The 11,677-nt window shown below is 65.9% G+C and carries 12 protein-coding genes; 6 read left to right on the top strand and 6 right to left on the bottom strand.

Annotated elements, in window-relative coordinates:
- The 6 genes from DW821_RS09860 to DW821_RS09835 all read right to left on the bottom strand — a co-directional run.
- Nucleotides 1–752, bottom strand: a 752-nt coding sequence (locus DW821_RS09860) for a site-specific DNA-methyltransferase (protein WP_147487045.1), incomplete at its 3' end; no start/stop codon positions are given.
- A gap of 11 nt (nt 753–763) precedes the next feature.
- Entirely contained in the window at nt 764–1,558 is a 795-nt protein-coding gene (locus DW821_RS09855) for a hypothetical protein (protein WP_033499420.1), read from the bottom strand.
- A complete protein-coding gene (locus tag DW821_RS09850) occupies nt 1,542–2,324 on the bottom strand; it encodes a DUF4391 domain-containing protein (protein ID WP_033499419.1) in 783 nt (260 codons plus the stop codon). The genes DW821_RS09855 and DW821_RS09850 overlap by 17 nt, the downstream gene beginning before the upstream one ends.
- Nucleotides 2,321–5,566: a helicase-related protein gene (locus tag DW821_RS09845; protein ID WP_033499418.1), complete on the bottom strand. Its 3,246-nt coding sequence runs from the start codon at nt 5,564–5,566 to the stop codon at nt 2,321–2,323. The genes DW821_RS09850 and DW821_RS09845 overlap by 4 nt, the downstream gene beginning before the upstream one ends.
- A gap of 4 nt (nt 5,567–5,570) precedes the next feature.
- Nucleotides 5,571–5,783: a YlcI/YnfO family protein gene (locus tag DW821_RS09840; protein WP_227561562.1), complete on the bottom strand. Its 213-nt coding sequence runs from the start codon at nt 5,781–5,783 to the stop codon at nt 5,571–5,573.
- Between the two features lie 168 nt (nt 5,784–5,951).
- On the bottom strand, nt 5,952–6,227 hold the full coding sequence (locus tag DW821_RS09835; RefSeq protein WP_052118776.1) for a hypothetical protein: 276 nt from the start codon (nt 6,225–6,227) through the stop codon (nt 5,952–5,954).
- Nucleotides 6,228–6,774: 547 nt separating this feature from the next.
- Here DW821_RS09835 and DW821_RS09830 point away from each other — a divergent pair.
- The 6 genes from DW821_RS09830 (at nt 6,775) to DW821_RS09805 (ending at nt 11,526) form a co-directional block, all read left to right on the top strand.
- Nucleotides 6,775–7,146, top strand: a complete 372-nt coding sequence (locus DW821_RS09830; RefSeq protein ID WP_096227021.1) for a YraN family protein — start codon at nt 6,775–6,777, stop codon at nt 7,144–7,146.
- A gap of 205 nt (nt 7,147–7,351) precedes the next feature.
- Complete coding sequence (locus tag DW821_RS09825) at nt 7,352–8,116, top strand: ParA family protein (protein ID WP_033499416.1); 765 nt, start codon at nt 7,352–7,354, stop codon at nt 8,114–8,116.
- On the top strand, nt 8,103–9,059 hold the full coding sequence (locus DW821_RS09820) for a ParB/RepB/Spo0J family partition protein (protein ID WP_096227022.1): 957 nt from the start codon (nt 8,103–8,105) through the stop codon (nt 9,057–9,059). The genes DW821_RS09825 and DW821_RS09820 overlap by 14 nt, the downstream gene beginning before the upstream one ends.
- Before the next feature lie 210 nt (nt 9,060–9,269).
- Nucleotides 9,270–9,716: a CopG family transcriptional regulator gene (locus DW821_RS09815; protein ID WP_015540324.1), complete on the top strand. Its 447-nt coding sequence runs from the start codon at nt 9,270–9,272 to the stop codon at nt 9,714–9,716.
- On the top strand, nt 9,704–10,975 hold the full coding sequence (locus DW821_RS09810) for a relaxase/mobilization nuclease domain-containing protein (protein ID WP_096227023.1): 1,272 nt from the start codon (nt 9,704–9,706) through the stop codon (nt 10,973–10,975). The genes DW821_RS09815 and DW821_RS09810 overlap by 13 nt, the downstream gene beginning before the upstream one ends.
- Nucleotides 10,972–11,526 (top strand): hypothetical protein, encoded by a 555-nt coding sequence (locus DW821_RS09805; RefSeq protein WP_073293304.1) that lies wholly within the window; start codon nt 10,972–10,974, stop codon nt 11,524–11,526. Before DW821_RS09810 ends, DW821_RS09805 begins: the two co-directional genes overlap by 4 nt.
- Nucleotides 11,527–11,677: the final 151 nt, after the last annotated feature.

The following is an 11,677-nucleotide window of genomic DNA, read 5'->3' as shown; positions in this document are numbered from 1 at the left end:
AGTGTTCGGATGAAGTTGCCAATCAAGGCATAATCATGGCTATTTGAAACGTATTTGGCGTCATTCTTGGGCGAGTAAGCTCGTTCCCAGATTAGCTGAGAAACGAAATTTGCCTCTCCGAACACCTCGTCACAGAGGATGCGCAAATTGCGGTCTTCGTTATCGTCAATCGAAATGAAAATGACGCCATCGTCGGTTAGGAGCTCTCGAGCCAGTCTCAACCTAGGGTACATCATCGAGCACCAGTCGCTATGGTAGCGGCCACTTGTGTCGGCGTTGGACTGGCCGGCGAGTCCCGCCTGCTCCTTATAGTTATCGACAGAGTTGCCGAAATTGTCCTTGTAGACAAAGTCGTGACCCGTGTTGTAGGGTGGGTCGATGTAGATCATCTTGACCTTGCCGTGGTAGCCGCGCTGTAGGAGCTTCAGCACCTCGAGATTGTCGCCTTCGATATAAATGTTGTCCGAGTCGAAGGACCCATCCTCTCCATCGCGGCTGCGGCTTTTCTCGATACGGGGACGCAAAGTAGCAGTGCTGGACATCTGCGACTGGCGGATGGCATCGGCCTTGCCGGGCCACGTGAACGCATAGCGCTCCAGGCCCTCGTCTACCTCGTCGCCAAGCTCCAGCCGCAGTTTGTCGAAGTCGATTCCGCTCTCGGAGAACACTTCGGGCATCAGCTCCTTGAGCTTATTCAGGCGGTCGTCAATAAGACTCTCCGATTCAAGAGTCATCTTTTCTATCTCGCCCATGAGGTCTCCTCCTAGGAAAGTTGAGATTTGATTAGTTGAACTATGTAGGGCATGGCGGCAATAAAAACGTCGGTGCCCTTGCCGGCAAGCCAGCTCAGGAGTTTGTCAAGCTTGCTGCCCCGTTTGCTTTTATCTTTTGTGTTGAGATCGCCCATCATCCCTTTGAGCAGCGTCTTCTCGTCATCGGAAAGCGTTGTCTCTGGCAATTTGTCAATCTGTTCAAAGGTTGCCTCTAACGTGACCTGTACGTTGCTCGTGGCGGATGCCGTGAGGCTGACGCTAGCGCCCTGCGCTTCGGCGATTTTCAGCTTACGGAGCTCCTCATCACGGAAATGCTTCAGTTTGTCGATACGTAGTTGCGTCTGTTCATCGTTGAAATCATTGCGATTGGAAGACCCATAGGAATAGGAGGCTAGTCCGTCCGTGTAGGAGTCGTAGCCCCTCGCGTTTGCGTAGACGTAGTCGATTGAGTCGTATACGGCTTTGAGCTCGTCGTCTTTCACGCCCTCTTCAAGAGCTTGCTCCAGTCTCCTGATATGCTGCGTTATAGTTGCGCAGAATGCGGCACCGAACGCTTTGTCGTCTGAGTCTTCCCGCTTTAGGCGCAGCTTCTGGAGAATCATCCCTAGGTCGCTTTTCGAGTAGCGAAATGAGCTTGAGGAATTGATATATTTTAAAGCCTCGGGGTTAGTGTAGTCGAGGTCGAAGACCTGCATGATTTCACGGCAGAGCGCATCAACATCCTCATCTGCAGCATCACTCAAAAGGCGCGCCGCTCGCAAAATATACTCATCTAGAACGGCCATTGCAGATCTCCTTTATCTCATCGGCGACCGCCCTCAGGCGTCGCTCCTCTTCCTTCATTTCCATCCTCAGCTTCGCGGACTCGTTGAGCGTTATGTCCTTCGACCGCCGCTGCTCCTTCAGCCGCTTGACGGAGGCTCCCATCTCATCGTAGCGCGACGTGAGGGCGATCAGCTTTTCCCGGTCTCGAGCGGGGCATACGGGGTAGAACCCCAGGCCGCCAATCGCGCGGGACAGCGCTACGGTGCGCGACAGGTCGACCAGGTACTCCCAGAGGTCGCCCTGCGAGAGCCGCCCGAATGCCAGCGCGCCTAGGAAGTCCGCGTATTCTGAACGGCCAGGATCGAACGCGCCCGTCGACTCGACTCGGTCGACGACCGTCGCGCCCTGCTCGGCCTGGCTCCTCCGCGTGAGGGCGACCGATATGCACGCGCAGCCGCCCGCCTCGACCAGGAGCACCGTCGGGTTCGGGAAGCACTTGTGCACGAGCTCCGCCACCTCGGCCACCGCCATGGTCCCGGCTGTCATCTCGCAACGGAGGAAGACGACGCTCTGCACGTTGCGCTCGTCGTCCTCGTACGGCGGGATGCGCGTCGTGGACTTCTGGACCGTGGCGAAGTGCTCGAGGCGCGCGACCTTGTCGAGCCTCTTCTGCTCGGTCTTGGTGAGCATGGCCTGCTTGACGAGCACCGTCTTGGGAATGCGGCGGCATCCCGCGAGCGCCGCTTCGGGCAGGCGCAGGATTCCGTTCCAGTCGATGCCGCTCATCGCAGCACCGCGAAACATACCAACGAGTAGTCGTTGAAGCCCATGACGGTGCCGCTGCCGACCTCTCCCAGGCTGAACAGGCTCTCGATGCCTTTGTCCTGCTGCGTTCCGGTGATGGCCGCAACGACATCGTCAAGCAGGTCGGTGTAGGCGTCCATCCTCGTCCCGTCGCGGGTCTCGCGGTTGAACTCGCGGCACAGCTTAGCGATGGGCTCGGGATGCCCAGAGCAGACGGCGCGCATGATGTCGAGCGCCGGCTTGGGCTGGGTGTGCTTCGTCATGACCTCGCCGTCGGCCGACACGTACACCACGTAGTACGGGAAGACAGGGTTCGTGTCCCTGGGATCGTTGCCCTCGTCGTTCTGCTTGAGGCAGAAGACCACGCCTGGCTTCACGTCGCTGCGAAGCTCGTCGGGGATGGGGGCCACGGCGTGCAGTCCCGCCGGCGAGTTCTCCAACGCGCCGGGATGCTCCTTGGCGTAGCGCTGGAGCTCCACGCGGAAGTCGTCGAAGGCGAAATCCGTGATCGAGATGCCGCCCGAGATGTCCTCGAGGTCGAGCACCTCGCTCTTGAGCTGCTGGAGCTGCCGGCGACGGTACTTGAGGTCGTTCATCTCTCCATTGCCCTTGGCCTCCAGCACGTTCTCCTCGCCGGTTGCCGACGCGTCGAGCAGCGCCATGCGCCCCTTCACGCGGCCCTCGAGCTGGATGTACTCGTCGAGCGCGATGTCCGGCCAGAAGTTGACCAGCTGGATCTGGGAGTTCTTCGATCCCAGGCGGTCGATGCGGCCGAAGCGCTGGATGATACGCACGGGGTTCCAGTGGATGTCGTAGTTCACCAGGCAGTCGCAGTCCTGCAGGTTCTGGCCCTCGGAGATGCAGTCCGTCGCGAAGACGACGTCGATCTCGCCGAGCTCCCGCTGGCTCTCCGGCAGCTCCTTTGAGACGGGAGAGAACCTCGCGAGGATGTTCTCGAAGGTGGTCCTGGGAAGCTTCAGCGAGTAGGTCCGGTTGGAGCTGCCCGCCACCTCGGCGCACTCGATTCCGAGCTCGCGCTTCAGCCAGGGCGCCAGCTGCTCGAAAAGGTACGCCGTCGTGTCGGCGAACGCGCTGAACACCAGCACCTTGCGGTTGCCGGGGTTGTACGGCTCGCTGACCTTGCCCGCGATGAAGTCGCGCAGCTTCACGAGCTTGGCGTCGCGCTCGGGCGTCACCGCGTCGGCATAGGTTAGCAGGGCCCGGAGCACCTGGATGTCGAAGTCGAGGTCCTGGCCCAGGCGCAGGGCGTCGACGTCTCGCAGGTCGACTCGCACCTTGCCGCCGGCCTCGAACTCCTCGGCATCGTCGTCGTCGAACCCGTCCTCGAGGCCCTCGGTGCCGTAGGCGACCCCCGACGCGTCGGCGTCGAGCCTCGCGCGCAGGTCGACGCAGCCGTCGAGGATTCGTCGCAGCGTGATGCGGAAGCTGTTCACGGAGGACTCCATGCGCTTGAGGACGTTGACGCGCATGAGGTTGGCCACCGCCGTCGTGCGGTGGACCTGGCTCTCGAAGTCCTTGCCCCACGTGTCCCCGTAGCGGTCCTCGTACTTGCGGCGCTGGTCGGCGCGCACGTAGGAGAGCACCTGGTACTGGGCGAACGTGAGCTGGGCGATCATGTCGTTGAGCACGGCAATCGGCGGCAGCTCGCCTTCTAGGTCAATGGGCGTCTGAAACGACAGGGGCGGCCGGCGCGCCGGGAAGGTACCGCTCGCGGCGCCGTAGTACTTCGTGATGTGCTTGCGGCTGCGCGCGATGGTCAGCACGTCGAGCAGCTTGAAGTAGTCGGCGTTCACCGCGTTCACGAAGCTCTCGGTCGTGCGCTCGGAGTCGGAGAGCTTGCTCCACTCGTTGAACCTCTGCTGGGCGACGCGCGTCACGTGGGTGATCGACGGGATGCCATCGGTATCGGCGAGGTACGCGTCGTCTCCCTCGGTGATGAGCTCGATCTGGTTTCGCAGGTCGAGCAGGCGGTTGTTCACCGGGGTGGCAGAGAGCATGAGCACCTTCGTGCGCTGGCCCGACTTGATGACGTCCTCGATGAGGCGCGTGTAGCGGTCGGTCTTGTCCGCGTCGGTGCTCTTGTTCCTGAAGTTGTGGCTCTCGTCGATGACGAGGAGGTCGAAGTGGCCCCAGCGCAGGTGCTCGAGGTCCACCTCGCCGCTCATGCCGTGGTAGCGCGACAGGTCGGTGTGGTTGAGCACCGTGTAGCTGAAGCGGTCGTCGGCCAGCGGGTTGCGGTCGTCGTTGTCCTGCGTCCACAGGGTCCAGTTGTCCCGCAGGCGCTTCGGGCACAGCACGAGGATGCGGTCGTTGCGCTCCTGGTAGTACTTCATGACGGCGAGCGCCTCGTAGGTCTTGCCCAGGCCCACCGAGTCGGCGATGATGCAGCCCTTGTACTTCTCCAGCTTGCGGATGGCGCCCACGACGGCGTCCTTCTGGAAGTCGTAGAGCTTGCTCCAGACCACGGACTCCTCGAACTTGAGGCCGGGGCGGATGCCGTTGTCCTCGTCGTCCTCCATGAAGTCGCGGAACAGGTGGTACAGGGTCAGGAAATAGATGAACTCGGGCGGGTTCTCGCGGTAGAGCGTCTCGACCTGGGCGGCCACCTGCGCGGTGACCTCCTCGACCATGGCAGGGTTGTCCCAGACCGACTCGAACATCATCTTGAGGCCGACGGCCTCGGTCGCGTTCTCGAAATGGCTCACGCAGGTCACGGTTCCCGGACGGCGCTCGTAGCCGAGGCCCTCCTGCGTGAAGTTCGCGGCGGCGCCCATGAAGGCGTGGTCGTCGCCGGATGGGTTCTCCACCACGTAGGTGCCGCCCGGCTGAATGGCGCCGGACGTCTTGGCGGACTTGAAGACGCCCTTCTCGCGGATCCACTCGGCGCATTCGCGGGCGAGCGCGCGTTGGTTTAGGTTGTTGCGCAGCGTGAGCTCGAGCCCCGAGCCGCCGACGCCGACCTCGCGCGCGCGGCGGGCTACCTCGAACTCGCGCGGCTCCTTCGAGTCGGCCATGCGCTTGATGAAGGTGGGCTCGCTGAACAGGAAGCGCACCTCGTCGACCTTGGAGAGCTCCTCTTTGAGCTCCCCGTAGGCGAACACGGTGAAATACGAGCTGATTATCGACAACTTCGCGCCGTCGTCGATGGATTCGCCGAGGGCGTCTCCCAGGCGCTCCGCGCCGACGTTGCTTAGCGACTTCACGCCTCTATGCCCCCTTTTTCGCGAGCTCTTCGATCATGCAGGTGCGCACGAAGGCGGAGAAGCTCATGCCCCGCAGGGCCGCCTCCTCCTTCGCCGCGTCGCGCAGGGTGTCGGGGATGCGCAGGGTCACGGAGACCTGGTCGCCGTCCACCAGGAAGCTTCTGATCTCGGTCTCGTCGGGATTGCTCTTGATGAGCTCCTTGTAGCTGTCGGGCATCTGCGCTCCCATCGCTCGAAATGCAATACAAATGCGTTTGCAGCATTATAACGCGACGGCACGCGGCGGCACTGGGAATGCGAGGACAGCCGATGTCCAGGCTTTATATGAGCGCGGACGGCGATGGACGCCCTGATCGGGCTTGGATGGCCGCTTTCGTTCGGGTCCTCATCTCTCGTTTTCGCGAGGTTTGGCGTTTGCCCATTCCTCGGCGTAGAGAACCTCGTTCTGAGCCTCCAAGATTCGCGCGGCGTCGCCGATGCGCTCGGCGCACCTCTCACTTATCGACTTCAGGGCCAGAATCCCCTCGACGTCGAGCGGGTCCAGCTGGTCGGCATGCGCCAGGGACTCGAGCAGCTGGTCCAGGCCCCTCGCCAGCCTCCCGGCATCGCACACGGCATCGATGAGCTCGATGCGCTCCAACTTCTCTTCGTGGCTCAACATCAGCTCGCCTCCTTCTCTCAACGGACGTGTCGCGCAGCACCGTAGCCGTTCCATGCGGAGAACCATCTCGCCGCCCGCGGTCCCGTGCGCATATCGGCCGCAAGCGGCACGGGAAAGCCGTCCGTCCCGACTCATGCCGCGGCGCCGCGACTCGGGAACCCGCCTCCGTCCCCGCCACGACGTCGTCGTCAATCCCCGCGGGAGCCCAGCAACCGCCGATGGGCCGCATCCCATGCCCGGAGGGTCTCGGCGCCCACGCCGGATTCCATGCCGCACGCCTGCGCCCCTTTGATCCGAATACCCGCCCCGGCGCTCCTTGGACGCGCAGGGTCGCACGCCGGCAGGCGGCCAGCAAGGGCCGCGACACTTTTTCGGGTTCTTCGCCCCATGCGCTCCGCGCGCGAACAACGCGAAAAACTGCCGTCGGGAGACTTCTATTTCCATGCCCGACTTCGCTTCCTCCCTTGCAGGCACGCCCGCGCTGCATGCGACTCACGCGGCGCAAGGCACGCCACAGGGGCGGGCCTCAGAGTCTAAGGAGCAAGACATGAACGACATGAAGGAAAAGGCGATGGGCGCGGTCAAGGCCTTCCTCGAGCGCAAGGGCTACGAGATCGTCGACGAGGCCTGGCAGGGACCCGAGGGCATCGGCGGGATCGACCTCGTGGCGGTGGACGAGGACGGGACCCTGGTCTTCGTCGACGCCACGGTCCGGATCGGGACGGACGGCTTCCCCGAGGCCCACAGGGCGCGCGGGCTGCGCGAGGCGCTGGCGGCGAGGTGGCTCGCCGGCAACGGCGACGACTACGCCGACACCCCGGTCCGCTTCGACGAGGTGGCGATGATGGTCGTCAAGGAGAACCGCGCACTCCTTCGCCACCACATCAACTGCTTCGGCGAGATGGAGCCGCTCTCCTAGGCGGCGCGCCCGGCCCCGGGCTCCCGGGGCCGGGCTTTCCCCCGAAACCGGCCCCTGTACCACGAAAACGTACATATACGTACGTTTTCGTGGTACACTCCGCTTGTCGGACAAATCCGTACGGTTTTGTCCCGACGCTCCGAGACTCGGGGCGCGCCGGACCGGATGCGGCGAGGCGCGCCCCACGCTAGAGAGGACGCGACCCATGCGCACGATAGCCATTTCCAACTACAAGGGCGGCGTCGGCAAGACGACGACCGCCGTCAACCTGGCGGCCATCTTCGCCGCCAGGGGCCTTCGGACCCTGCTCGTCGACCTCGACCCGCAGGCGTCTGCCACCGACTTCTTCGGCCTCTACGACCGCGCCGCCTCCGAGCGCCGCACCTCGGTCGAGCTGCTCTACGGCGGCGCGCCCGTGGAAGAGGTCGCTTACGCCGCCGGGGAGGGCCTCGACGTGGTGGCCTCGACCATCGACCTCGTCGACCAGAACGAGATGCTCCTGCGCGAGCAGCGCCTCAAGTTCGCCCTCGACGACGCCTCGGGCTCCTACGACGTCTGCCTCATCGACTGCAGCCCCGTGATGCGCAGGCTCGCCTTCAACGCCTACCTCGCCGCAACGGAGGGCGGCATGGTCGTCATCCCCGTGAAGCTCGACTCCACCGTGATGCGCGGCACGGCGCTCACCGTGGAGGCGACGCGCTCCATCGCGGACGCTCTGCGCATGCCCACGCCCAGATGGAAGATACTGCGCACCTGCGTGCCCGGCCGCATGACCAACGCCGAGGCCACGGGCGCGGCCGTGCTCGACGGGTTCTTCCCGGGCGAGCAGTTCGAGACGGTCATCCACGCGAGCAGCAAGGTCTGCGAGGGCAGCTGGCAATGGAAGCCGGTGGCGGCCTTCGAGCCGGGGAGCCGCCCCGCACGCGACTACGAAGCTCTCGCCGACGAGGTGTCCCGTGAGCTCGCCTAGCCAGGTGGCCGCGGGCTTCACCATCACGGGGCTTCTCGACGGCGCGTCGCGCACCCGCGGGCGCTACCCGGTGTCCGAGATAGCGGTGGCCGACATCGCCGACCACCCGGCGAACGCCGCCTACTCCATGGACCCAACGGGGATAGCCGAGCTCGCCGAGTCCATACGCGAGGACGGCCTCACCGACCTGCCGCTCGTGCGCAAGGTCGGCGACGGCTCGTGGCAGATGGTCTCCGGGCACCGGCGCAAGGCCGCCTACGCGCTGCTCGCCAAGGACGACCCCGCCTACGAGAAGATGCCCTGCCGCGTGATAGAGGGCATCGACGACGAGCGGGCGGTGACGCTGCTCCACGCCGCGAACTACTTCACCCGCGCGCTCACCGTGACCGAGCGCGCCGCAGCGACCGAGGCGCTCAGGGGCGACGCCGTGCGCCTGCGCTCCGAGGACCCGTCGCTTTCCGGCATGCGCGTCGACGACGTGAAGGCCGCCATCATCGAGCGGCAGACGGGCCGCAAGGTCTCCGGCAAGACCATCGCGCGCGAGGAGAGGCTTGCCCGCCGCATCGCCGAGGACCTCTCGCCCGAGTGGGCCGCCGAGGCCGACCGCGGCAACCTCAGCGCCGAGGCGGTGCGCACGCTCGCGGGCATGCCGAAGGAGCGCCAGGCGGAGATGCACGCCGCGATGGAGCCCTGGCGGCGCACCAAGCGCGAGCTCTCCGACTACGTGAGGAGCGAGGGCAAGACGCAGGCAGGCCCCGACGGCCGCATCGCGAAGGCCGCGAGGCTCGTCGCCGACTTCCTGGAGAGCCCGCCCGAGAGCCCGAGCCCGGCCGACCTCTCGCTGCTGCGGGAGATGGCGCTCATGACCGCGCCCTACACGGATGCGGGCACCGATGCCCGAAAGCGCCGCAGAAGGGCCTCAGGCCCGAAATCCAGCAAGTAGCCTATGGCGTCCGACATCGCGTCGGGCGTCCATAGCACTTGGGGACCGGGCGGCCTCGGACCCGTCATGCCGCGGGCCGTTCGGGAGCCCGCTTTCGCGAGGCCCGGTCCCAGAGGCGGCGCCCGAGCCGGGCCGCCGCCTGCGGGGGATCCCCCGCACCCCTAGAGAGACGCGCCCGCCGCGCGGCGGGCCCGAGGAAAGGAATCCGCCATGGAAGAGGAAGCCGGCGCCGCCAAAGGCAAGGAGCGCCGCGTCACGTTCCGCATGGAGGGAGGCGACTACGACGCGCTCTGCGAGCGGTGCGAGCGTGCCGGCCTCAGCAAGTCGGAGTACCTGCGCTACCTCGTTCGCATACCGCTGTCGACGGAGGCCAACGCGGGAGACGAGCACCGCATACTCGTGGACCGCAGAGCCCTGTGGGCGATGTCGCGAGAGCTCACGAAGTGGGGCTACCACTACAACCAGGCCGTGCACGCGATGAACCTCATCAACTTCCACGCCCGCCACGGGCACGTCGACCGCGACCTCGTCGCGGATAGCATCCCGACGATCGAGCGCGAGCTCGCCGACGTGAACGCCGCGGCCCGAGAGATGGCGGCGGAGCTCGGTCGCATCGGCGCCGACTCGCTCGTGGAGGGCTCGCCATGCCGATCCTGAAGCCGATAAGCGGCCACGGCTCGACGGGCGGCATCCGCCGCTACCTCGAGAAGGGAGGCCGCGCCCTGGCGCGCGACCTGTTCAACCTGAGCTACGACGAGCGCGACGCCGGCGCGCTGGGGGAAGACGCCAAGGAGGCCTGCGCCTGGGACGCCGAGATGGACGCCACGCGCGCCGCGTTCGGCACGGACGCACCCTGGAGGGGCAAGCCCGCGCGCACGTTCAAGCACTTCGTGCTCTCGCCGGACCCCGGCGACGACATCGACCTGGCGACGCTGCGCGAGCTCGCGTGCTCGTGGGCGCTCAGGCACTTCGACGACCACGAGATCGCCATCGTCTACCACGACGACAACGCCCGCGGCATACCGCACGCGCACATCGTCGTGAACAACGCCAACCTCCGCACCGGCTACCGCATGCAGACCCAGCACCCCGAGGACCTCAACCGAGACCTGCAGGACATGGCGCGCGAGCGCGGGCTGTCGGGGCTCTCCAACGACCGGGCGCCCGAATCTCCGTCGAAGGCGCGCGGGCGGGCAGGTGCGGGCGGGCCCAGGAGCCGCAGGAGCGTCTACCTGGGCCGGGCCGAGAAGGAGATCATGCGCTCGGGCGGCTACTCGTGGGTCGGCGACATCCGCGCCCGCGTCGCGCTCGCCAAGACCACGGCGCGCGACGAGGCGGAGTTCTTCGGCATCCTCGACGCCCTGGGCGTGCACGTCGCCGACAACTCGGCCAAGGCGCGGCGGGACGACTGGGTGTTCAGCCTGGCGGAGGAACCGTCCAAGAAGGTAACCGGCGAGCGCCTGGGGTTCGTCTACGGCAAGGAGATGCTGCGCCGGCGCTTCGAGCGCGAAGGCGCCTACCGCCCCACGGACGCGAGCGCCGCGCGGATCCGCGAGGCCGCCGAGCGAGCCCTCGAGCTCAACGACCTCTCGGAGCTGAGCAGGCTCTCCTCGGCGCTCGAGACGTGCGCGAAGTTCGACGTCGAGTCCATCGAGGAGTTCGGGCTCAGGATGGCGACGCTCGAGCGGCGCGGCCAGGCGGGCGGCGAGGGATACCGTCGCCTCGAGGCCGCCCGCGCCTACATGGCCGAGAACGGGCTCATGCCGCTCAAGACCCGCTACGGGGACGGTGAAGGGCGCGACGATGCCAGCGGCAATTCGCGCCAGTGCCACCGAGCGGACGAGCAACAGCGCATCCTCGCCGCCGAGCGGCAGCGGGCCCAGCAGGACCAGCGCAGGGAGAGGGGCCGGAGATGATGGTGAGGATAGAGTACGAGGGCGGCAGGACGACGCTGTTCGACACGCTCTCGTTCACGGAGGGGTCGCCGTTCTCCGGCGCGAACATGCTCACGGAGTTCGAGCTCGAGATGCGGGAGGAGCCCGAGAAGGGGCTCTGGCTCACGGCGAACTGGCACCAGGTGCGCGACGACTGGCGCGCCGACGCGCCCGCGGACGGGATACCGGCCGCGCGCAGGTCCCGTGGCTGGCGCTTCATGCTGGCCTCGGAGGCCGAGCTGGGGCGAGCCCGCCGCGTCCTGCTCGACGGCGACGAGGCGTTCGCCCGGGTGCGGGGCTTCCTGTGCGACGCGGCCGCGATCGGCGCCTGCTACCGCGAGCACGTGGGCCCTCCCTCAAAACCGCTGAAATCGCAGATAAGGGACCTGCAGCGCGCTCTGGGGAGGGCAGAGGTCCCGGGCGTGCCCGACGAGCTGGCGAGGCTGCTCGCGCAAGAGAAGGAGGAGGGCGCCGACGAGGGCGCCCGCAAGGTCAAGGAAGATTGGGGTGACGTCGATGAAGAGGCTTGGTAGGTTCCTCATGGCGGCGCTTAAGGTCACGCTGGGCTTTTTCGTCTGGCTGTTCCGTGCCGTGTTCAAGTGGGTGATGTGAGAAGAGGCGGGCAATTGCCCGCCTCTTTCCGTTAAAGGCTTTAGCCTGTGCGGGGCGCGCAGCGCGCCGCAT

Source organism: Collinsella sp. AM33-4BH (genome assembly GCF_003469205.1).
Classification (GTDB): domain Bacteria; phylum Actinomycetota; class Coriobacteriia; order Coriobacteriales; family Coriobacteriaceae; genus Collinsella.
Note: the sequence above shows the minus strand (reverse complement) of the source record. Positions and strands in the feature narration are given on the sequence as shown.